This is a genomic window from Aeromonas sp. sif2416, from assembly GCF_019218665.1.
GTDB lineage: Bacteria > Pseudomonadota > Gammaproteobacteria > Enterobacterales > Aeromonadaceae > Aeromonas > Aeromonas encheleia.
The window spans coordinates 582,852-604,166 of sequence record NZ_JAHUXC010000003.1; the positions used below are offsets into that span (position 1 = coordinate 582,852).

The window sequence follows — 21,315 nt, forward strand, 5'->3', positions numbered from 1 at the left end:
ATGATTTGTGCAAATAAACACCGCCCCCCGGTGGTGTGTCAGTTGGGAGGCGGTTAAACTGTCGGCCGATTCTAGCAGCATTCTTTCCATTCTGACAGTTCCAGAGGCCTCGTCTTGAGTAAGAAATTGATCAAATCTGGCATGATAGTGTCCGCAATGACGCTGGTGTCCCGTGTGATGGGCTTGGTGCGCGATGTGGTCATCGCCAATCTGCTCGGCGCCGGGGTGGCCGCAGACGTCTTCTTCTTTGCCAACCGCATTCCCAACTTCCTGCGTCGACTGTTCGCCGAGGGGGCATTCAACCAGGCCTTCGTACCGGTGATGACCGAGTACAAGAAAAATGGCGACGAGCAGGCGGTGCGCGATCTGCTGGCCGCGGTGGCGGGCACGCTCGGCGGCATCGTCACCATAGTCACCCTGCTCGGCGTGCTGGGCTCGGGCGTGCTGACGGCCCTGTTTGGCTGGGGCTGGTTCTGGGACTGGCTGCACGGCGGCCCGGCGGCCGAGAAGTTCGAGCTGGCCAGCCTGATGCTGAAAATAACCTTCCCCTATCTCTGGTTCATCACCTTCACCGCCATGGCGGGAGCCATCCTCAACACCTTCGGCCGTTTCGCCGTCTCCTCCTTCACGCCGGTGTTCCTCAACCTCACCATGATTGCGGCGGCCTGGTGGATTGCCCCGCTGCTGGAGCGGCCCGAGATCGCGCTGGCGATCGGGGTCTTCCTCGGCGGCCTGGTGCAGTTCCTGTTCCAGTATCCCTTCCTGCGTCAGATCAACATGCTGGTGTGGCCCAAGTGGGGTTGGCACCATCCCGGGGTGGTCAAGATCCGTACCCTGATGATCCCGGCGTTGTTCGGCGTCTCGGTCAGCCAGATCAATTTACTGATCAACACCATGCTCGCCTCCTTCCTGGCGACCGGCGCCATCAGCTACCTCTATTACTCGGATCGGCTGCTGGAGTTTCCCCTCGGCCTGTTTGCGGTGGCCATCAGCACAGTGATCCTGCCGGCACTGGCCAAGAAGCACGTGGATGCGGAATCGGCCGATTTCTCCCGCACCATGGACTGGGGAGTGCGCATGGTGATGCTGCTCGGCCTGCCCGCCATGGTGGGGATCGCCGTGCTGCGTGAGCCCATCCTGCGGGTGCTGTTCATGCGTGGCGAGTTCGGCCTGCACGAGGTCAGCATGTCCAGCGCCAGCCTGTTGGCCTCCACCACTGGGCTGCTCTCCCTGATGCTGATCAAGGTGCTGGCGCCGGGCTACTACGCCCGCCAGGACACCAAGACCCCGGTGCGGATCGGGGTGATGTCCATGATTGCCAACATGGTGTGCAACCTTATCTTCATCTTCCCGCTCGGTTATGTGGGGTTGGCGCTGTCGACGGCCTGCTCCGGCACCCTGAACGCGGCCCTGCTGTTCAAGGGGCTCTATCAGCAGAATGTCTACCGGCCATCCCGCCATACCGGGGTGTTCTGTCTCAAGCTGCTGGTGGCGACCCTGGCGATGGGGGGGATGCTTGGCTATCTGTCACCGGATCTCGCCCAATGGGGCGCCTGGAGCATGGGCAAGGCCAGCCTGGAGCTGACCCTGCTGCTCTGCATGGGGGGCGGTCTGTACGGGATCATCCTGCTGGCGCTCGGCATTCGACCGAGGCACCTGAAATCGGGTCAGCAACAGGAGTGATCCTGCTGCACGCCATGGGATCGCCCCGATGGCGCCCGGGATCCGGGCCAGATAGCTGAAATCGGGCCATGAGGGCTGACCCTGCTTGCTGCCTGATATATAATCCGCCGATTTCCATGGCAGCAACGCACAAGGCACTGATGGAGCTTATTCGCGGCATTCACAATATCCAGCCCCGTCATCGGGGCTGTGTATTGACCATAGGCAACTTCGATGGGGTTCATCAGGGGCACCATGCGGTGCTGGCTCGGCTGCAGGAAAAAGCCGCCCAACTCGGTCTGCCCGCCTGCGTCATGTTGTTCGAGCCACAGCCGCTTGAGCTGTTTGCCGGCGATGCCGCGCCGGCCCGCCTCAGCCGCTGGCGAGAGAAGTATGAGGCCCTCAAGGGCATGCGGATCGATCGCATGCTCTGCGTCCGCTTCACCCACCGCTTCGCCGAACAGGCGGCCAGCACCTTCATCGAGCAACTGCTGGTGGAGAAGCTCGGTGTGCACTACCTGGTGGTGGGGGACGATTTTCGCTTCGGCAAGGGGCGGGAGGGGGACTTCCAGCTGCTGGAGGCGGCGGGGCGGCGTTTCGGTTTCGAGGTGATCAGCACCCAGAGTTTCCAGATCGAACGCCAGCGGATCAGCAGCACGCTAGTGCGCGAGGCGTTGAAAGCGGGCCGGATGGCGGAGGTGGAGCTGATGCTTGGCCGCCCCTACGCCATCAGTGGTCGGGTGGCCCACGGCGACAAGCTGGGGCGCACCATAGGTTTTCCTACCGCCAATCTCGCGCTCAAACGGCAGGTGATCCCGGTCGGTGGCGTGTTCGCGGTGGAAGTGTTATGTTCCGGCAAGACCTTCCCCGGTGTCGCCAATGTGGGCGTACGGCCGACCTTGAGCGGTACGCAAGCCAGATTGGAAGTACATCTATTTGATTTTTCTGGTGATCTATATGGTCAGCAGGTCAAGGTGCTGCTTCGCCACAAGCTGCGCGAAGAGCAGAAATTTGCCTCTTTCACCGCCTTGAAAGAGCAGATCGAACGAGATGCCCTGGCGGCCCGAGCCTGGTTCGGGCTGCCACCATTCAATTTACCCAGCACTCTTTTAGAAAAGAAGGGAACCCAGGACTGATGAGCGACTATAAACACACCCTGAATCTGCCGGAAACCGAGTTTCCGATGCGTGGCGATCTGGCCAAACGCGAACCCAACATGCTGAAGCGTTGGTACGATCAGGACCTTTACGGCGCCATTCGCCGCGCCAAAGCGGGCCAGCCTTCTTTCATTCTGCACGACGGTCCTCCCTATGCGAATGGCAGCATTCACATCGGTCACTCGGTCAACAAGATCCTCAAAGACATCATCATCAAGTCCAAGGGCCTCTCCGGCTTCGATTCCCCCTATGTGCCGGGCTGGGATTGCCATGGTCTGCCCATCGAGCTTAAGGTCGAGGGGCTCGTCGGCAAGCCTGGTGTGAAGGTGTCTGCCGCCGAATTCCGCGCCGAGTGCCGCAAATATGCCAAGACCCAGATCGAAGCGCAGAAGACCGACTTCATCCGTCTGGGGGTGCTGGGTGACTGGGACAAGCCTTACCTGACCATGGACTTTGGCACAGAGGCGAACATCATTCGCTCCATGGCCAAGATCGTCGAGAACGGCCACCTGCACAAGGGCTCCAAGCCGGTGCACTGGTGTACCGACTGTGGCTCCGCTCTGGCCGAGGCCGAGGTGGAGTACTACGACAAGAACTCCCCCTCCATCGATGTGCGCTTCAAGGCCGTCGACGAGGCTGCGGTTGCCGCCAAGTTTGATTGCGCCGAGGGCCACACCGGCCGCGGCCCGCTCTCCGTGGTGATCTGGACCACCACGCCCTGGACCCTGCCGGCCAACCGTGCCGTCGCCCTGAACGCGGATCTGGACTACGCCCTGGTGCAGGTCGACGGGGATCATCCCGAGCGCCTGATCCTGGCCGCCGATCTGGTCAAGGACGTGATGGACCGCGCCGGCTTCGATCAGTTCCACAACCTGGGCTATGCCAAGGGTGCGGCACTCGATCTGCTGCGCTTCAACCACCCCTTCTACAGCTTCGATGTGCCCATCGTCCTGGGTGAGCACGTCACCCTGGATGCCGGTACCGGCGCGGTACACACCGCCCCTGGCCACGGCCAGGAAGACTTCGTGGTCGGCCAGAAATACGGCCTGGAAGTGGCCAACCCGGTGGGCAGCAACGGCGTTTACCTGCCGGATACCGAACTGTTCGCCGGCCAGCACGTGTTCAAGGCCAATGCCTCCGTCGTCGAGGTGTTGACCGAGCGTGGTGCCCTGCTGCACCACAAGGTGTTCAACCACTCCTATCCGCATTGCTGGCGTCACAAGACCCCCATCATCTTCCGTGCCACCCCGCAGTGGTTCATCAGCATGGAGCAGAAGGGGCTGCGCAAGCAGGCTCTTGCCGAGATCGAGCGCATCGAGACCGACGGCATCGCCCAACACGGCCAGAGCGGCTGGGTGCCGGCTTGGGGCAAGAACCGCATCCAGGCCATGGTCGAGAACCGCCCCGACTGGTGCATCTCCCGTCAGCGCACCTGGGGTGTGCCCATCTCCCTGTTCGTTCACAAGGAGACTCAGCAGCTGCACCCGGAATCCGTGCGCCTGATGCACGAAGTCGCCAAGCGGGTCGAGCAGGCTGGTATCCAGGCCTGGTGGGATCTGGACAAGTCTGACCTGCTCGGTGCCGACGCCGACCTGTACGACAAGGTGCCCGATACCCTGGACGTCTGGTTCGACTCAGGTTCGACCCACTCCTCAGTAGTGGATGCCCGCCCCGAGTTCAACGGCAAGTCGGCCGACATGTATCTGGAAGGCTCCGACCAGCACCGTGGCTGGTTCATGTCCTCCCTGATGATCGGCGTGGCCATGAAGAACAAGGCCCCCTACAACCAGGTGCTGACCCACGGTTTCACCGTGGATGGTCAGGGCCGCAAGATGTCCAAGTCCATCGGCAACGTGGTCAGCCCGCAGGATGTGATGAACAAGCTCGGCGCCGATATCCTGCGTCTGTGGGTTGCCAGCACCGACTACACCGGCGAGATGACCGTCTCCGACGAGATCCTCAAGCGCTCCGCCGATGCCTATCGTCGCATCCGCAACACCGCCCGCTTCCTGCTGGCGAACCTGAACGGCTTCAATCCGGCGACCGACATGGTGGCACCCGCTGACATGGTGGTGGTGGATCGTTGGGCCGTGGGTCGTGCCAAGGCGGTACAGGCCGAAATCGTGACCGCGTTCGACGAGTACAACTTCCACGGTGTGACCCAGAAGCTGATGCAGTTCTGCTCCATCGAGATGGGCTCCTTCTACCTGGACGTGATCAAGGACCGCCAGTACACCGCCAAGGCCGACAGCCTGGCCCGTCGTTCCTGCCAGACCGCCCTCTATCACATCGTCGAGGCCATGGTGCGCTGGATGGCGCCGATCATGAGCTTCACCGCCGACGAGATCTGGGCCCTGCTACCGGGCGAGCGCGGTGAGTTCGTGTTCACCGAGGAGTGGTATGACGGCCTGTTCGGGCTGGATGCCGGCGAGCAGATGGGCGATGCCTTCTGGGCCGAGATCCTGACCGTGCGGGGTGAGGTCAACAAGGCGCTGGAAGCGGCCCGTGGCGAGAAGCGCATCGGCGGCTCCCTGCAGGCCGAACTGACCCTGTTCGCCAAACCGGCACTGGCTGAGCGCCTGAATGCCCTGGCCGATGAGCTGCGCTTCGTGCTGCTCACCTCCAAGGCCAAGGTGGTGGTCGCTGATGCTGCGCCCGAAGGCTCCGTCGCCACCGAGCGCGACGATCTGTGGCTGAGCGTGGCTCAGTCTGCCGCCGCCAAGTGCGATCGTTGCTGGCACCATGTGGAAGACGTGGGTACCATCGCCGGTCACGAAGAGATCTGTGGCCGCTGCGTCACCAACGTTGAGGGTGACGGCGAAACGCGTCAATTTGCCTGATGAACATGACACATAACAAGAGCGGCCTGCGTTGGCTGTGGCTGGCGGTGCTGGCATTCGTACTGGACCAGGCGAGCAAGCTCGCCGTGGTCAAGCTGCTGCCGTTTGGCTACCCGGGGGTGGAGATCACCCCCTTCTTTAACTTGGTGCACGTCTACAACAAGGGGGCGGCGTTCAGCTTCCTGGCCGATCAGGGGGGCTGGCAGCGCTGGTTCTTCGCGGTGCTGGCGTTCGCCATCTGCGGTCTGCTGATCCATTGGCTGCGCAAGCAGTCGGTGACCCAGCGCTGGAGCGGCATCGCCTACTCCCTGATCATCGGCGGCGCGCTCGGCAACGTGTTCGATCGGCTGGTACTGGGCCACGTGGTCGATTTCCTCGACTTCTACTGGCAGCGCGCCCATTGGCCGGCGTTCAACCTGGCCGACAGCTTCATCTTCATCGGCGCCGCCATGATAGTGCTGGAAGGCTTCCGCTCCGAGAAGCAGAAGGAGGCGGCATGAGCCAGCTGATTACTGCTGACAGCAGCGTGCTGTTCCACTTTTCCATCAAGCTGGAAGATGGCTCTGTGGCCGACAGCACGGCGTTGCACGGCAAGCCGGCCCGTCTGCGGATGGGTGACGGCAGCCTGACGGATAGCTTCGAGCAGTGCCTGCTGGGGCTGCAACAGGGGGAGGCCAAGAGCTTCACCCTGGCGCCTGAGCAGGCCTTTGGCCTCTCCAATCCGGACAACATCTACCATCTGGATCGTGCCAAGTTCGGTGCCGATGTGGAGCCCAAGATCGGTACCATCATCGTCTTCGACCAGCCCAATGGCAGCGAGCTGCCCGGCATCATCCGGGCGGTGGAAGGCATGTCGGTGACGGTCGATTTCAACCATCCCCTGGCCGGCCATACCGTCACCTTCGAGGTGGAGATCCTGGCCGTCGATGACGAGGAGAAGGTGCACTGATGGATATTCTGCTCGCCAACCCACGTGGTTTTTGTGCCGGTGTCGACCGTGCCATCAGCATCGTCGAGAGTGCGCTGGAGAAGTTTGGTGCCCCCATCTATGTGCGCCATGAGGTGGTACATAACCGCTATGTGGTGAACAAGCTCAAGGAGGCGGGCGCGGTGTTCGTCGAAGAGCTCGACGAGGTGCCGGACGACAGCATCGTCATCTTCTCCGCCCACGGCGTCGCCAAGGTGGTGCGCGAGATGGCCAAGTCCCGTGCCCTCAAGGTGTTCGATGCGACCTGTCCGCTGGTGACCAAGGTGCATATGGAAGTCCATCGCGCCAGCCGCAAGGGGTCGGAGGCGGTGCTCATCGGCCACGCCGGCCATCCTGAGGTGATCGGCACCATGGGCCAGTATGAGAACAGCGAGGGGGGCATGTATCTGGTGGAGACACCGGAAGACGTGGCCAAACTCAAGGTGAAGAATCCGGATGATCTCTGCTTCGTCACCCAGACTACCCTCAGCGTGGACGAAACCTCGGACGTCATCGACGCCCTGCGCAAGCACTTCCCCAAGATCCAGGGGCCGCGCAAGGACGACATCTGCTACGCCACCCAGAACCGCCAGGACGCGGTGCGGGAGATGGCGGGGCTGGTGGATGCCATGCTGGTGGTCGGTTCACGCAACTCCTCCAATTCCAACCGCCTGCGGGAGCTGGCCGAGAAGGTGGGGGCGTGCGCCTACCTGATCGACGATGCCTCCATGATCGAAACCGGTTGGCTGGAAGGGGTCGAGCGGATCGGCGTGACGGCGGGCGCCTCGGCACCCGAGGTGCTGGTGCAGAATGTCATCGCCCGCCTGCGTGAACTGGGCGGCAAGATAGTGGCCGAACACCCGGGTCGCGAGGAGAACGTGGTATTCGAAGTGCCACCCGAGTTGCGTATCCTCTGATTGAGATGCCGGCCCTGTGCCGGCATTTTTGTGATCAACATCCCATTCCTCGTATATAAAAGCAGCATAACTTCTCGTTTGAACCCGGAGTTGCAATTACCAACACCGACAACTCTGATTAGACTGTCTCTATCTCACCAACACCGCCCCCAACCATGGATGGGACTGAAGGAGGGTTTGGCACGGTGCACAACAGGACGTTTGCGCCTCTCGGCTTCACGCTCATCGAGCTGATGGTCACCATTGCACTCTTATCTATCCTGCTGACGCTGGGAGTCCCTTCCTTTCTGCATACCCTTGGTGAGTACTATTCAGGCACTCCCTGGCAACCATCGTGCCTTCTTGGTCACCGAGTCGATCGCCTAGGGCAGGGGAAGAGTGGAGGGTATTTTGACCTCAACATAGCTTCAGAGTTAGCGGCGACTGGAAGACTGTGTTGCTGAGTAGCGTGGGTAGGGCTACGTGTCAATGTAACCACCTTTCCTGCATGGTGGCCGGTGGGGATTCAGCTGTAGTGGCAACGTCGAAATGGGTATCGCGTTTTAGGTTGCTACCTTGGGAGGTGGCAGGATGGGTGACAAATGGGTATATAGCAGGTAGCACCCACATCAAGGAGTTGAAAATCGGGATTGGGTCTGATGGACAGGTTGTGCCTCGCTCACTGCGGCGGACTGCTGGTAATTCACTTCCAGCAGTTGGTAGGTGTCTTGTTGTCGGCCTTGTCTAGGGTCAGATTATCGCAGGGGGTGCCATCGATCTGAGCGCCTTTGGCATTGGCTTTCAGGACATAGTAAGTGGTGGCGGTTGCCGCTGATAAGACAACCTCGAAGTCGTAATAATCGCTGCTAGGATTACCAATTTGGGATTTAGTGCCGCTGTAACTGGTGTTGGATATCCGAAACTCTTCCTGTTTGAGCTGCATGCTGAGCAGGCCCTTGAACGCCTCGGCGCGGCGGGATTTACGCAGTCCATCGGTAAAGCTCGGATAGGCAATGGCCGCCAGGATGGCGACTATGGCGACCACGACCATCAGCTCTAGCAGTGTGATACCTGATTGTTTGACTCTCATTGGCGGCACGCCTCGGGAAACGGGTTGATACTATAGAATAGTACTGACGGTGCGCTCTACTGGCACGGGCAAAAAGAAAGGAGTCTTGAGCTAAATGGTACGCACAGCGGACAGAACCGCCGGTTTTACCCTGATTGAGTTGCTGATCGCCCTGACGTTGGTGGCTATCTTGGTGGCTGTGGCGTTGCCCAGCTATCAGTCATTGCGGCAGGAGCAGATGGTGCGGGCGGCGACGCAGGCTCTCTATACCGATGTCATGCTGCTCAAATCCGAGGCTGTCAAACGCAATCAGACGTTGAATCTCCTCCTTTTTAATAGCGGCACGAGTAACTGGTGCTACCGAGTTCATATCGATGGCAGCTGTAGCAGCTGTACTGATACTTGCTCCAGCATAGAGGGGCGGAAAGGGGGGGATGCCAGCGAGTTTCCCGGCCTCATTTTAGAGGCGAGTTACAGTGAATCAGCAACTAACATCAGGCCACTCAATATTTCTCCCCGTCGAGGCACGCTGACGGAGGGCAATATTGCTATCTCATCAGGTGACTACTCCATGCGGGTCGTAACCAACAATGTTGGGCGGGTACGCACCTGTGCAGTCCGCAATGTCAGTGGGGTGCCGGGATGCTGAGACGCCATACAGGTTTCAGTCTGGTGGAGCTGATGGTGGCCATGGTGGCTGGTCTGCTGCTGGTAGCGGCGGTGACGACGCTCTTCGCTACCGTTCTCAGGGCCAATAGTACCGCTATGAAGGTGAGCCGCCTCAATCAGGAGATACAGGCAATTACCGATATGATGGCCCGTGACATCGAGCGGGCAGGCTATGATGCCAGTGCGGCCACCGCAACCCGACTGGTGTCTGGCGCGACCCCTTCCCCTTTCTATTTCAATGCCAGTGCCGATCTGCTGGATGAGACGGCAACAGGCTCCAAGCTATATCGCTGTATTAGAGTGAATTATGATGACAATGAAAATGGTGTGCTAAACAACAGCGTGTCCAGCAGTCATGAGACGCGAGTTTATAGTTACAGCAGTGCCGACAAGGGAGTCAAGCTGGCGACGGGGGCCAGTCCTGCCTGTAATAGCGGTAGTCTCATCTCGACCGATAACACCATCGAAGTTACCCAGCTCACTTATAGCCTGCTCTCGAGCAGTCAGGTGAGTGGCGCCAGGGCCATTCAGCTCAATATCTCCGGTCGTTACAAAGACAATACTGCGCTGACCCTGAACTTGCAGCGCGACATCAAGCTGCGTAATGACGGATACTGATATGAGAACCCAATCCGGTTTTACAACCTTTACTGTCACGCTGATCCTGGTACTGATCCTGCTCGCGGTCTCCCTGCTGGTGGGCAAGTTGCTGGTGGCCGATCGTCGTGTGACATTAAACGAAGCGCTCTATCGTCAGGTCATGGCGTTGGCGGAGCAGGGGCTCTCCTACGGTTTTGGCCGATTAGCCGCTGAAGGCTCTCTTTGTCCTGCAACCCCCTCCTGGTCTGGAAATTCATTCTCTCCATCTGGGGCTGGCGGCACCTATGGCCTGACTGTGGATTGCATGACCTCCTTCCCCGTGGTGGTGGGGAGTACCACCCAAGTGACCCCGATCCGCATTCGTTCCGTGGCCAATTTGAATAACAATCAGGCTCAGGCTGCGGTCGAGGCGCAATATGTGCAGAGCAATGTCTTGGCAGGAACCCCGGCTGCCCCGCTGACCGTCGCCGGCGGCATGGCGGTGGGGGGCAATTTCACTGTGGTGGCCAATCCCAATGGGGGCGGGCTGGGAGTGCCGCTGTCCATCTGGACCAATGATTATGTGGACCTCAACAATGGATCTGGCCAGACCTGCAATCAGGGAGACTACGCGGGTAGTTGCAGTGCCAATATCAGCCAGGCGGGCAGCAAGCAATCGGATATCAAGGATAGCGATCCCGCCTTCCCCAGTGATCTGGTCTGGTATTTGTTCAATGAGAATGATGATGACGCAGGTTGGGCAAACATCGAATCCAGAGCCAATCAGATGGTCACGAATTGCAATGGTCTGGGGCCGACGACAACGGGGCTTGTCATCGTCGACGGCGATTGTAGTCCGGGGGCCAATATTGGCACTCAGGCCGCCCCTGTTGTGTTGATCATTCGAAATGGCAACCTGACCATCAATGGTAACCGCCAGCTCTATGGACTGGTGTTTGCTTACTCTGAAGACCCGGCCACGGCGACCGCAGATATCAAACTCACTGGCGGGGCCATCGTCAATGGTGCCTTGGCGGCCAACTTCAAGCTTGGCAATTCCAATGGTACCTATGATGCAAAATATGATGAGGCTGCGCTGAGCAATATCAGGACAGGTGCCGTCTTCCAGACTCTTAAACAGGTGCCGGGTAGCTGGCGCGACTGGTAGAGGATAAGCAGATGAAATGGCAAAAAGGATTTGGCCTGCTCGAGATACTGGTGACCCTGGTGGTGTTGGGGGTTGCCGTGGTCGGCCTGGTGGTTCTCTCAAAGTCGGCCCTGACCGCTTCTCAGGATGGGCGGCGCTATGAAATCGCCATGCGTCTGGCCGAATCCAAGATCGATGAGTTCCGTAACTTCAATAGTCTGGTGACGGCGACGGCCCCGCTCACGGCCTATGACGCCATTGCGAGCGGTAATGTGACCAAGAGCCAGTCTGGTGATAGCTATACGCTGGTTTGGACGGTAACCAACCAATATTGGAACGGGGCCACTTCGGCATGGCAGAACACGGCACCTGCGGGGTACCTGCTGAACTACCCTGGACGAAAACAGATCTATACGAGAGTCAACTGGACCAACAGCGGAGGGGTGACCGCCTCGGTCACGCTTACGGGTTATGCCTCTCCCGCGGAATCATTGACTGCGGAACAGTTGAATGGGGGGCTGGATACAGCTCGGACAGGGCCGAAGATCAATTACACCCCAGGGGTGGCGCCGGACGTCATCTCCATCGATCTCGGCAACGGTAGCAGACAGGAAACCAGCAAGCCTTCTCCGACCGTGGTGGCCAAAAATAACACTGTCGGCAAGGAGGTACAGTTTGAAACAATGACCTACCAGCCTGCGAACCAAGGCAATACCCAGCAAATCCAGCAAGATATGACCTCAGTCAGCTGTGGCTGCAGTTATGGCTCCACCCTTAATTCTTACCTGCCCGGCCAGGCCTACAGCACCACCACCAACCAGCTCTACTGGAAGATAGGCGCGCAGCAGAGCAAGCAGACCGGGACCGTCAGCGGCAATAACCAGCCCGCGCTCTGTACCAGCTGTTGCAAGGATCATTTCGACGGTTCTGGGAGCAGCTTTACCAGCTACTATGCGCCGCTCAATACCAGCCGACAGCGCTACAACAGCTCTCTCACTCAGGTCGGTAGCGGAAGTTATATCGATGCCTGCCGTTTCGTGCGGTTGGATGGGTACTATCGCCCCCTCCCGGATTGGAACCTGATCAAGGTCATCGTCACTACCTCGGATTTTTTGGCCAAACAAGCCAATCAGGTCAGTTATCAGAGTTACATCCAGTATGTGGTCAAAGCCTATATCGACTGGCAGAAACAGACTCTGAACTGGACATCAAACCCGACGGCGACGGCGCCAACGATCAGTGATTTCTCCACATGGCTTCAAACCCCCGCCAATGTCGCGCCCGGCGGAGATGCTACCACGGGCATCACTGTCAATACCGGCACGCGCCAGCTGATCGCCCGCGGCATCTATGTCGATATCCTGAATCCGACCTATCTGACCGGGATAGATACCAGCGTCACCGGTTATCTGGCCAGAGTGCCATTTCAGGATATCAATCTGACCATGTTGGCGGAGTGGTCCATGACACAGCTCAGTGGTCAATTGACGGGGGTGGTGACCGACTATGCCGTCGTCAGTAATGAGCCGATTGACACCATCGTTGATCTCAACAACTACTACTTCGGCAGTTACAGTCGTGGCTACCTGGCCGCCAAGAAATCTACCAAGGATGCCAGCCAGGCTATGCAGAGCGTGAAGGTAAAGGCCACCGTCTATCAGGGGAACTCGGGGATTACGGCGACGCTTATCTCACCGCGCGATCAGAGCCTGGCACTCAGCACCGAACTGGCAGTGGAAATAGACACTGGCGTGGTGACACAACCCTTGTTGACGGTAACGGGCAAGGTGGAGTGTCTCGAGAAAACAAAAAACAACGATCCAACGCCCAAGGCCTGCAAGAAGAATGTGTTCGGTGGTTTGAGCATCAGTACCTCGACATCCGGTGCCAATTGTCATGTGGATACGCCGAGTAGTGATAATCAGACGGCCATATATACCTGTACGGCGGCACAGAATAGTACCCTGGTGGTGAATTTCTCCTATTCGGGAAACAACACCACCTTCCTGCTTAAGCCTAGTTCTTTAAGCATCCCTATGACTCCGCCAGCCAGCGGGCAAGTCATCAGCGGCCCCTGTACCTTGCTGGTGGACAACGGCGTTACCAATGCCGCCAACCTGACCTGCTCCCCCTAGGGCCGGTTGTGGGAACCAAGGCGCTGGCACAGCCAGCGCCTTTTCTTTATCATTCCCCATCATTTTCGAGTTTTAAGATGCATCGCCATGGCAAAAGCCCTCTCTCTGATGCTTGCCCAGTTAAATCTGACGGTAGGCGCCATCGAAGATAACTGTGACAAGGTGCTGGCTGCGGCCGCAGAGGCGGATCAGCAAGGCGCCGATCTGCTGGTATGCTCCGAGCTGGCATTGACCGGTTACCCGCCGGAAGATCTGCTGCTGCGGACCGACCTGATGATCCGGGTCGAGGCTGCGCTGGCCCGAGTGGCTGCCTGGCAGGGCAATTGCGCCATCCTGGTGGGGCATCCCTGGCGCGAAGGCGAGGCGCTCTATAACGCGGCCTCCCTCTATGAGCGGGGCCAGCTGGTGGCGCGTTACTTCAAGCAGGATCTGCCCAACTACGGGGTGTTTGACGAGAAGCGCTACTTCACCGCAGGCACTGAAACCTGCGTCGTGGCTTTCAGAGAGCACAAATTGGGGCTGCTCATCTGTGAAGATCTGTGGCAGCCGGGCCCGGCCCTGGCGGCCAAGGCGGCCGGCGCCGAGTTGCTGCTGAGTATCAACGCCTCCCCCTATGACAGGGAGAAGCCCTGGATCCGCAATGAGTTGATGACGGAGCGCTGCGATCAGACGGGTCTGCCATTCGTTTACCTCAATCAGGTCTGCGGCCAGGACGAGCTGATCTTCGACGGCTGCTCCAAGGTGTTCAGCAGCCAGGGCGAGCTGACCCACAAGCTGGCGCCTTTTGCCGAGGCGCTGGCGCTGGTGCGTTTCGAAAACGGTCAACCGGTGAAGGTACATGAGCCTGCCGCCTCTCTAGATCCATTGGCCGAGGTCTATCAGGCGCTGGTGCTGGCGGTGCGCGACTATGTCACCAAGAACGGCTTCCTGGGCGCCGTGCTGGGGCTTTCCGGCGGTATCGATTCCGCCCTGACACTGGCCATAGCCGCCGATGCCATCGGGGCGGACAAGGTGCAGGCGGTGATGATGCCGTTCCGCTACACCGCCCAGATGAGTGTGGAGGATGCCAAGGAGCAGGCCGAACGGATGGGGGTCGAGTTCGACATCATCTCCATCGAGCCCATGTTCGAAGGTTTCATGACCCAGCTGGCGCCGCTGTTTGTCGGCACCGCGCGGGACACCACCGAAGAGAACCTGCAGGCCCGCTGCCGTGGCGTCTTGCTGATGGCACTCTCCAACAAACGCCGCCGCATCGTGCTGACCACCGGCAACAAGAGTGAGATGGCGGTCGGTTATGCCACCCTCTACGGTGACATGGCGGGCGGCTTCGATGTGCTCAAGGACGTGCCCAAGACCCTGGTCTTCAAGCTGTGTGAATATCGCAACAGCGTCGATTATGTGATCCCGCAGCGGGTCATCGATCGACCCCCTTCGGCGGAGCTTGCTCCGGATCAGGTGGATCAGGACAGCTTGCCCCCCTATGACATCCTGGATGCCATCCTCAAACGTTATGTGGAAGAGGATGCCTCGGTCGCCGACCTGGTGGCGGAGGGCTTTGAAGAAGCCGTGGTACGCAAGGTGATCCGTCTGGTGGATCTCAACGAATACAAGCGCCGCCAAGCCGCCGTCGGGCCCCGTATCACGGCCCGCAACTTTGGTAAGGATCGCCGTTACCCCATCACCTCCGGGTTTGGCAAACAGAACTGGTAAGGAGTCACCATGAAGAAGATTGAAGCCATCATCAAACCGTTCAAGCTGGACGATGTGCGCGAGGCCCTGGCCGAGATCGGCATCAACGGCATGACAGTCTCAGAGGTCAAGGGCTTCGGCCGCCAGAAGGGGCACACCGAGCTCTATCGCGGCGCCGAATACATGGTGGATTTCCTGCCGAAGGTGAAGGTCGAGCTGGTGGTGCAAGACGAGGATCTCGATGCCTGCCTGGAAGCCATCCAGAACACCGCCCGCACCGGCAAGATCGGTGATGGCAAAATTTTTGTCTGCGAAGTGGAGCGGGTCATTCGTATCCGTACCGGCGAAGAGAACGAAGACGCAATTTGATGTGATGAATGAGCCTCGAAACGATGAAGAGAACCAAGATGCCATCCCGCTGATGTGGACGCGTCTCATGGTGGTGGCAGGCCTGCTGATGGGTCTGACCGCCTGTAGTTCCAAGCCACCGGCTCAGCCGGAGAACCTGTGCCAGATCTTCAGCGAGAAGCCGGATTGGCACAAGGCGGCGCTGCGGATGAGCGAGCGCTGGGGGGCACCTGTGCACGTGGTGATGGCCATGATGTATCAGGAGTCCTCCTTCGTACACGATGCCCGGCCACCGATGGACTATTTCCTCTTCATCCCGACCGGGCGCGCCAGCTCGGCCTATGGCTATGCTCAGGTGAAGGATGAGACTTGGGATGACTATCAGCGGGAAAGTGGCAACGGCTGGAGCAATAGAGACGACTTTGCCGACGCCATCGATTTCATGGGCTGGTACACTAGCAAGGCGCAGCGGCTGAATGGCACCTCCAAGTGGGATGCCTATGGCCAGTATCTCAACTATCACGAAGGCTGGGGCGGCTACCGGCGTGGCAGCTACCGCAGCAAGGGATGGCTGATGAAGGTCTCCCGCAAGGTGGAGGCCCGCGCCCAGCGCTACGGCGCCCAGTACCGACAATGCAAGGATCGGCTCCCCAGCGGGGGCTGGTTCTCGTAACCAATCAGGAGTCAGAAATGCCGTTATTGGACAGTTTTACCGTCGACCATACCCGTATGGAAGCCCCTGCCGTGCGGGTGGCCAAGACCATGCAGACCCCGAGCAAGGACACCATCACGGTGTTCGATCTGCGCTTCTGCGTGCCGAACCAAGAGATCCTCTCCGAGCGCGGCATCCACACCCTGGAGCACCTGTTTGCCGGTTTCATGCGGGATCACCTGAACGGCAACGGGGTCGAGATCATCGACATCTCCCCCATGGGTTGCCGTACCGGCTTCTACATGAGCCTGATCGGCGCGCCGGACGAGGCGCGTGTGGGCGCCGCCTGGCAGGCCGCCATGAGCGATGTACTGACCGTACAGGATCAGGCCAAGATCCCCGAGCTGAACGAGTATCAGTGCGGCACCTACAGCATGCACTCGCTGGAAGAGGCGCACGCCATCGCCCGTCACGTGCTGGAACGCGGCATCGGCGTCAACCATAACGACGAGCTGGCGCTGCCGGAAGAGAAGCTGAAGAGCCTCTGAGCCGTTGGGTTGCAGAGATAAGAAGGCCGGTCAATGACCGGCCTTTTTGCTGCGCGCAGGTTCAGGAAGGGAGCGGCATCACCCGATTGCGACCTAGCTCCTTGGCCTTGTAGAGCAGCTTGTCGGTGCGCTCGACCAGGGCATCCCCCGTCTCCTGCCCCTGGTGTTCACCCACCCCGAACGAGGCGGTGATGTGATCGATGCGGCGGCCAGACTTGCGATCCAGGATCGACATCTTCTCGATGGCCCGGCGCAGGCTCTCCGCCATCTGCCGGGTCAGCGCCAGGGAGCGGCGTGGCGCCAGCAGCGCAAACTCCTCCCCCCCGAGTCGGTAGGCGGTGATCCCTTCCTTGCTGGCCTCCCGCAGCCGCTTGCCGAAGATGCGCAGCACCTGATCCCCTAGCAGGTGGCCATATTCGTCGTTGAAGCTCTTGAAGCGATCGATGTCGACCAGGATCAGCGAGAACGGCTGACGGGTGCGGATCAGGCACTCCATCTCCAGATCGAAGGCGCGGCGATTGAGCAGGTTGGTGAGGGCGTCCTCGGTGGCCAGCTTGCGGGTTTCGCTCAGCGCCTCCTTCAGCTCCTTGATCTCCTTCTCGGCGCTGCTGAGCTGACTGCGAAAGTGCATGGTGGACATGCGCACGTCCCGCGACTCGCGCACCAGCTCCCGCAGTATGCCCATGGTGTCTTCCAGGCTCAGCCCCTCGTCATCGATGAGGCTCAGCCTGTCGAAGCTCTTGTCGAGCATCGCCTGGAACTGGCCGGTGTCGACCAGCGCATCCTGCATGGAGTGTCCCAGCTCGTTGGCCATGGCGGCCAGATTGAGCTTCATGGCCTCCATCTGCTGCTCATCCTGGCTGGCGAGGTGCTGATGGTAGAGGCGCTCGCAGGTGGTGAGGGAGCAGGTGCCCTGCAGCTTGACCGCCTGATCGATGGCGCTGTTCAGCTCGGGCATGTCGCCGGAGACGTAGTTGTACCAGAGGTGGTAATTGTTCGGGGTGGTAGGAATCTGATACTTGATCATCAGGGGGACCGCCTGTTTCAAATAGGCGGCAGATTGGGCGAACGAGTCCTTGCTCATGAGTTCCGAGTCTCACATACCTGCAAACTGCGGCCAGTATGACAGAGAGATTGGCCAAAAGGCAGTCGATGGATGCCATTAGCTCCCCCCTTCGATATAATGTCTTCATTATTACCTACCCTAAGGCCTGCTTATGTCTCAAAAAGATCCTTTCCTCCAACGCGAGGCCGAAAAATACGAAAACCCCATCGCCAGCCGCGAGATGCTGCTGGAGCTCATCAAGGGCCATGAGAAACCCATGTCCCGGGAAGAGTTGGCCAAGGCCCTCAAGCTGACCGAAGAAGAGCCGCTGGAGGCCTTGCGCCGTCGTCTGCGCGCCATGGAGCGCGATGGGCAGCTCGTGTTCACCAGGAACCAATGTTACGCCCTGCCGGATCGTCTGAATCTGGTGAAAGGCTATGTGCTCGGCCATAAAGATGGATTCGGTTTTCTGCGCCCCGAGGGTGGTGGATCGGATCTCTTCCTGAACAACCGTGAGATGCAGCGCCTGATGCACGGCGACTACGTGCTGGTACAGCCGACCGAGATCGATCGCAAGGGCCGGCAGGAGGCCAGACTGGTGCGCCTGCTCAAGCCCCGCGAGGCGGACATCGTCGGCCGCTACTTCGTCGAGAACGGGGTCGGCTTCGTGGTGCCGGATGACAGCCGCATCGGCCAGGACATCCTCATCCCGGAAGGGGAGAACAAGGGTGCCCGCCAGAGCCAGGTCGTGGTCGTTCGCATCACCCAGCGCGCCACCTCCCGCATCAATTCGGTCGGTACCGTGCTGGACGTGCTGGGCGAGAACATGGCGCCGGGCATGGAGATCGAGATCGCCCTGCGTACCCACGGCATCCCGCACACCTGGCCGGAAGAGGTGACCAAGGAGGTCGCAGGTCTGGGCGAACAGGTGCCGGAGAAGGCCAAAGAGGGTCGTATCGACCTGCGTGCCCTGCCGCTGGTCACCATAGACGGGGAAGATGCGCGTGACTTCGATGACGCCGTCTTCTGTGAAGCCAAGCGCGGTGGCGGCTGGCGCCTGTGGGTCGCCATCGCGGATGTCTCCTCCTACGTGAAGCCCGGCACGGCGCTGGATGCCGAAGCCTATCAGCGCGGCAACTCCGTCTACTTCCCCGAGTTCGTGGTGCCCATGCTGCCGGAGGTGCTCTCCAACGGCCTCTGCTCCCTGAACCCGCAGGTCGACCGGCTGTGCATGGTGTGCGAGATGACCATCTCCGCCGCCGGCCGCATGTCCGGTTACAAGTTCTACGAAGCGGTGATGAATTCCCACGCGCGCATGACCTACAGCAAGGTGGCGGCGATCCTGGATGGCGAGCCCAAGCTGCGTCAGCAGTACGAGCCGCTGGTGGGCCACATCGAGGAGCTCAACAACCTCTACAAGGCGCTCAAGCACGCCCGTCACCAGCGTGGCGCCGTGGAATTCGAGAGCGAAGAGACCCGCTTCATCTTCAACGCCCAGCGCAAGATCGATCAGATAGTGCCGCTGGTGCGCAACGATGCCCACAAGATCATCGAAGAGTGCATGATCCAGGCGAACGTGGCCGCGGCCCGTTACATCGAGAAGAACGAAGCCTTTGCCCTGTTCCGGGTGCACGATCGTCCGGGCGAAGAGCGCCTGACCGGTTTCCGTGACTTCCTGGCCGAACTGGGTCTGGAGCTCAAGGGGGGTCTCGAGCCCGAGCCGAAGGACTTCGCCGAGCTGGCCGCCAAGTTTGAGGGGCGTCCGGATGCCGAGCTGCTCTCCACCATGTTGCTGCGCTCCATGCGCCAGGCGGTCTATCAGGCCGACAACATAGGTCACTTCGGTCTGGCCCTGAAGTCCTACGCCCACTTCACCTCGCCGATCCGCCGCTATCCGGATCTCATCCTGCACCGCGCCATCAAGTACCAGACGGCCAAGGAGCAGCAGGGCAACCTGCGCCACAAGTGGACCCCGAGCGGGGGTTATCACTACCAGCTGGAAGAAGTGGATCCCATGGGCGAGCACTGCTCCATGACCGAGCGCCGTGCCGACGATGCGACCCGCGACGTGGCCGACTGGCTCAAGTGTGAGTACATGCTGGATCACGTGGGTGACGAGTTTGATGGCGTCATCGCCAGCGTCACCGGCTTCGGTTTCTTCGTGCGGCTGGCGGAGATCCACATCGACGGTCTGGTGCACGTCAGCACCCTCACCAACGACTACTACCAGTTTGATCCCCTGCACATGCAGCTGATCGGCGAGAACTTCCGCCGTCGCTACCGCCTGGGTGACAAGGTACGCGTCAAGGTGATGGGCGTGAACCTGGACGATCGCAAGATCGACTTCGTGATGGTGGAAGCGCCGCTCACCGGCAAGGATGGCAAAGAGGTAGTGCGCAAGCCCGCCAAGGGTGGCCAGCGTCACGATAAACGCAAAGAGAGCAAGGATAGCGGCAAATCCGACAAGGGTGGCCGTGCCAAGCCCAGCAACAGACGACCGAGCAAGAAGGCTCGCGAAAAGACCAAGAGCACTAAATGAGTACAGAACTGATCTACGGCATTCACGCTGTATCCGCGCTGCTGGAGCGCACCCCGGAGCGCTTCATCGAGGTGTGGGCCCTCAAGGGCCGTGAAGACGACAGGTTGCAGCCCCTGCTGGACGAGCTGGAAGCGCTCGGCCTCAAGGTGCAGAGCGTGAACCGCAAGACGCTCGATGATAAAGCCGAGGGCAACAATCACCAGGGCATCATGGCCAAGGTGATCGAGGCGCCCAAGCTGGCCGAGCACGATCTGGCCAGCCTGCTGGACAGCCTGGCCTCGCGACAAGCCCAGCCCTTCCTGCTGGTGCTGGACGGGGTGACGGATCCGCACAACCTCGGCGCCTGCCTGCGCAGCGCCGATGCAGCAGGGGTCCATGCGGTCATAGTGCCGCGGGACAAGGCCACCGGCCTGACCTCGGTGGTGCGCAAGGTCGCCTGTGGCGCCGCCGAAGTGGTGCCGTTGATCCAGGTCACCAACCTGGCCCGCAGCCTGCGCGAGTTGCAGGAACGGGGTGTCTGGCTGGTCGGCACCGCCGGCGAAGCGGATCACGATCTCTATCAGGCCAAACTGACCGGCCCGATGGCGCTGGTGATGGGCGCCGAGGGCAAGGGCATGCGTCGCCTGACGCGCGAGCACTGCGACGAGCTGGTGAGCATCCCGATGGCCGGGGCTGTCTCCAGCCTCAACGTCTCGGTGGCGGCGGGCGTCTGCCTGTTCGAAGCCGTGCGTCAGCGCCGCGCCTGAGCCAAGGGTGATGGACAGACCCCCGTTTAGCCGGGATCGGGTCACAGATGAGCAGGAGGCCGCGCGCCTCCTCTCTTTTGCCCGCTCCTTGACGCTCGCCCCCCGAGCCTGCCTCTGGCACGCCGGTGACAGCCCCGATCTGCTGGTCAGGGTGGAGCAGGGCTTGCTGCGGGCCAAGGTGGTGCTGGCGGATGGGCGCGAGTACATCAAGGAGTTCTACTGGGAGGGGGACGAGTTTATCGACTTCCACCACCTGCTCAGTGGCGAGCCCGCTCGCTACAGCGTGGAGGCGCTGGAGCCCTGCCGGCTGCAGCTGTTCGCCCTGGCCGATCTGCGCCAGCTCAACTGCTGGCCCGCCTGGTATCAGCACCTGCTGGCGGTGCAACTGCGCATCAAGGAGGAGAAGGAGCTGTTGCTGCTGACCGAGAGCCCCCAGGCCCGCTACCAGCACTTCCTGCAGAGCTTCCCGGCCCTTGATGCCAGGGTGCCGGATCACCAGATCGCCGCCTATCTCGGCATCAGCCCCATCAGCCTCAGCCGCATTCGCAAACGGCTGAAGGATCTTAACAAAGGTTAATGCCGGTCTGGCTGCGCTCCCCTATGCTGGCGGGCCTAATCGATAAGGAG

The 21,315-nt window shown here is 60.3% G+C and carries 20 protein-coding genes; 18 read left to right on the plus strand and 2 right to left on the minus strand.

All coding sequences use genetic code 11. From position 1 onward, the window contains the following. Positions 1–114 precede the first annotated feature (114 nt). From murJ to KW821_RS21910, 7 genes are all read left to right on the plus strand, one after another. Entirely contained in the window at positions 115–1,683 is a 1,569-nt protein-coding gene (gene murJ, locus KW821_RS09060) for a murein biosynthesis integral membrane protein MurJ (RefSeq protein WP_042652129.1), read from the plus strand. A 140-nt stretch (positions 1,684–1,823) separates the two neighbouring features. Next, complete coding sequence (gene ribF / locus KW821_RS09065; RefSeq protein ID WP_042652130.1) at positions 1,824–2,798, plus strand: bifunctional riboflavin kinase/FAD synthetase; 975 nt, start codon at positions 1,824–1,826, stop codon at positions 2,796–2,798. Next, positions 2,798–5,659, plus strand: coding sequence for an isoleucine--tRNA ligase (ileS, locus tag KW821_RS09070; protein ID WP_218291188.1), 2,862 nt, complete (start codon positions 2,798–2,800; stop codon positions 5,657–5,659). Before ribF ends, ileS begins: the two co-directional genes overlap by 1 nt. Beyond that, positions 5,659–6,159 carry a signal peptidase II gene (lspA, locus tag KW821_RS09075; protein WP_218291189.1) on the plus strand — a complete coding sequence of 167 codons (501 nt, stop codon included), beginning with the start codon at positions 5,659–5,661 and terminating at the stop codon, positions 6,157–6,159. The genes ileS and lspA overlap by 1 nt, the downstream gene beginning before the upstream one ends. Continuing rightward, positions 6,156–6,608, plus strand: a complete 453-nt coding sequence (gene fkpB / locus KW821_RS09080; RefSeq protein ID WP_218291190.1) for an FKBP-type peptidyl-prolyl cis-trans isomerase — start codon at positions 6,156–6,158, stop codon at positions 6,606–6,608. Before lspA ends, fkpB begins: the two co-directional genes overlap by 4 nt. After that, on the plus strand, positions 6,608–7,543 hold the full coding sequence (gene ispH / locus KW821_RS09085; RefSeq protein WP_218291191.1) for a 4-hydroxy-3-methylbut-2-enyl diphosphate reductase: 936 nt from the start codon (positions 6,608–6,610) through the stop codon (positions 7,541–7,543). The genes fkpB and ispH overlap by 1 nt, the downstream gene beginning before the upstream one ends. Positions 7,544–7,698: 155 nt before the next feature. Next, entirely contained in the window at positions 7,699–7,986 is a 288-nt protein-coding gene (locus KW821_RS21910) for a Tfp pilus assembly protein FimT/FimU (RefSeq protein WP_371317600.1), read from the plus strand. A 239-nt stretch (positions 7,987–8,225) separates the two neighbouring features. On the opposite strand, the gene KW821_RS09095 is transcribed toward KW821_RS21910, so the two are convergent. Then, entirely contained in the window at positions 8,226–8,612 is a 387-nt protein-coding gene (locus KW821_RS09095; protein ID WP_218291192.1) for a type IV pilin protein, read from the minus strand. A 94-nt stretch (positions 8,613–8,706) separates the two neighbouring features. Between KW821_RS09095 and KW821_RS09100 the strand changes: the two genes are divergently transcribed. The 8 genes from KW821_RS09100 to luxS all read left to right on the plus strand — a co-directional run bounded on the left by KW821_RS09100 (position 8,707) and on the right by luxS (position 16,358). Next, entirely contained in the window at positions 8,707–9,240 is a 534-nt protein-coding gene (locus KW821_RS09100) for a GspH/FimT family pseudopilin (RefSeq protein ID WP_218291193.1), read from the plus strand. Then, entirely contained in the window at positions 9,234–9,878 is a 645-nt protein-coding gene (locus KW821_RS09105; RefSeq protein WP_218291194.1) for a PilW family protein, read from the plus strand. Before KW821_RS09100 ends, KW821_RS09105 begins: the two co-directional genes overlap by 7 nt. A gap of 1 nt (position 9,879) precedes the next feature. Then, complete coding sequence (locus KW821_RS09110) at positions 9,880–11,007, plus strand: PilX N-terminal domain-containing pilus assembly protein (RefSeq protein WP_218291195.1); 1,128 nt, start codon at positions 9,880–9,882, stop codon at positions 11,005–11,007. A gap of 11 nt (positions 11,008–11,018) precedes the next feature. Next, positions 11,019–13,121, plus strand: coding sequence for a prepilin-type N-terminal cleavage/methylation domain-containing protein (locus KW821_RS09115; RefSeq protein ID WP_218291196.1), 2,103 nt, complete (start codon positions 11,019–11,021; stop codon positions 13,119–13,121). A gap of 87 nt (positions 13,122–13,208) precedes the next feature. Then, positions 13,209–14,831 (plus strand): NAD+ synthase, encoded by a 1,623-nt coding sequence (locus KW821_RS09120; RefSeq protein WP_218291197.1) that lies wholly within the window; start codon positions 13,209–13,211, stop codon positions 14,829–14,831. 9 nt (positions 14,832–14,840) lie between these two features. Next, positions 14,841–15,179, plus strand: coding sequence for a nitrogen regulatory protein P-II (glnB, locus tag KW821_RS09125; RefSeq protein WP_005308848.1), 339 nt, complete (start codon positions 14,841–14,843; stop codon positions 15,177–15,179). A 52-nt stretch (positions 15,180–15,231) separates the two neighbouring features. Beyond that, positions 15,232–15,831: a hypothetical protein gene (locus KW821_RS09130; RefSeq protein WP_305729939.1), complete on the plus strand. Its 600-nt coding sequence runs from the start codon at positions 15,232–15,234 to the stop codon at positions 15,829–15,831. Between the two features lie 17 nt (positions 15,832–15,848). After that, positions 15,849–16,358 carry an S-ribosylhomocysteine lyase gene (gene luxS, locus KW821_RS09135; protein ID WP_042652145.1) on the plus strand — a complete coding sequence of 170 codons (510 nt, stop codon included), beginning with the start codon at positions 15,849–15,851 and terminating at the stop codon, positions 16,356–16,358. Between the two features lie 61 nt (positions 16,359–16,419). On the opposite strand, the gene KW821_RS09140 is transcribed toward luxS, so the two are convergent. Continuing rightward, positions 16,420–17,442: a GGDEF domain-containing protein gene (locus KW821_RS09140; protein ID WP_042652146.1), complete on the minus strand. Its 1,023-nt coding sequence runs from the start codon at positions 17,440–17,442 to the stop codon at positions 16,420–16,422. A 133-nt stretch (positions 17,443–17,575) separates the two neighbouring features. Here KW821_RS09140 and rnr point away from each other — a divergent pair, with 133 nt between their 5' ends. From rnr to KW821_RS09155, 3 genes are read left to right on the plus strand one after another with little or no spacing between them, the layout of a single operon-like run. Further along, positions 17,576–19,942, plus strand: coding sequence for a ribonuclease R (gene rnr, locus KW821_RS09145; RefSeq protein ID WP_218291199.1), 2,367 nt, complete (start codon positions 17,576–17,578; stop codon positions 19,940–19,942). Continuing rightward, entirely contained in the window at positions 19,939–20,688 is a 750-nt protein-coding gene (rlmB, locus tag KW821_RS09150) for a 23S rRNA (guanosine(2251)-2'-O)-methyltransferase RlmB (RefSeq protein WP_218291200.1), read from the plus strand. Before rnr ends, rlmB begins: the two co-directional genes overlap by 4 nt. Positions 20,689–20,698: 10 nt before the next feature. Beyond that, the gene (locus KW821_RS09155) at positions 20,699–21,265 is read left to right on the plus strand and encodes a Crp/Fnr family transcriptional regulator (RefSeq protein WP_218291201.1); all 567 of its coding nucleotides are present in this window, start codon (positions 20,699–20,701) and stop codon (positions 21,263–21,265) included. Positions 21,266–21,315 lie beyond the last annotated feature (50 nt).

Coding starts and splice junctions, on each gene's coding strand:
- KW821_RS09100 (WP_218291193.1), top strand. CDS start 8,707: ATGGTACGCACAGCGGACAGAACCGCCGGTTTTACCCTGATTGAGTTG.
- glnB (WP_005308848.1), top strand. CDS start 14,841: ATGAAGAAGATTGAAGCCATCATCAAACCGTTCAAGCTGGACGATGTG.
- luxS (WP_042652145.1), top strand. CDS start 15,849: ATGCCGTTATTGGACAGTTTTACCGTCGACCATACCCGTATGGAAGCC.
- ribF (WP_042652130.1), top strand. CDS start 1,824: ATGGAGCTTATTCGCGGCATTCACAATATCCAGCCCCGTCATCGGGGC.
- KW821_RS09120 (WP_218291197.1), top strand. CDS start 13,209: ATGGCAAAAGCCCTCTCTCTGATGCTTGCCCAGTTAAATCTGACGGTA.
- KW821_RS09115 (WP_218291196.1), top strand. CDS start 11,019: ATGAAATGGCAAAAAGGATTTGGCCTGCTCGAGATACTGGTGACCCTG.
- fkpB (WP_218291190.1), top strand. CDS start 6,156: ATGAGCCAGCTGATTACTGCTGACAGCAGCGTGCTGTTCCACTTTTCC.
- KW821_RS09155 (WP_218291201.1), top strand. CDS start 20,699: ATGGACAGACCCCCGTTTAGCCGGGATCGGGTCACAGATGAGCAGGAG.
- lspA (WP_218291189.1), top strand. CDS start 5,659: ATGAACATGACACATAACAAGAGCGGCCTGCGTTGGCTGTGGCTGGCG.
- ispH (WP_218291191.1), top strand. CDS start 6,608: ATGGATATTCTGCTCGCCAACCCACGTGGTTTTTGTGCCGGTGTCGAC.
- ileS (WP_218291188.1), top strand. CDS start 2,798: ATGAGCGACTATAAACACACCCTGAATCTGCCGGAAACCGAGTTTCCG.
- KW821_RS09095 (WP_218291192.1), bottom strand. CDS start 8,612: ATGAGAGTCAAACAATCAGGTATCACACTGCTAGAGCTGATGGTCGTG.
- KW821_RS09105 (WP_218291194.1), top strand. CDS start 9,234: ATGCTGAGACGCCATACAGGTTTCAGTCTGGTGGAGCTGATGGTGGCC.
- rlmB (WP_218291200.1), top strand. CDS start 19,939: ATGAGTACAGAACTGATCTACGGCATTCACGCTGTATCCGCGCTGCTG.
- KW821_RS09110 (WP_218291195.1), top strand. CDS start 9,880: ATGAGAACCCAATCCGGTTTTACAACCTTTACTGTCACGCTGATCCTG.
- rnr (WP_218291199.1), top strand. CDS start 17,576: ATGTCTCAAAAAGATCCTTTCCTCCAACGCGAGGCCGAAAAATACGAA.
- KW821_RS09130 (WP_305729939.1), top strand. CDS start 15,232: ATGTGGACGCGTCTCATGGTGGTGGCAGGCCTGCTGATGGGTCTGACC.
- KW821_RS09140 (WP_042652146.1), bottom strand. CDS start 17,442: ATGAGCAAGGACTCGTTCGCCCAATCTGCCGCCTATTTGAAACAGGCG.
- KW821_RS21910 (WP_371317600.1), top strand. CDS start 7,699: ATGGATGGGACTGAAGGAGGGTTTGGCACGGTGCACAACAGGACGTTT.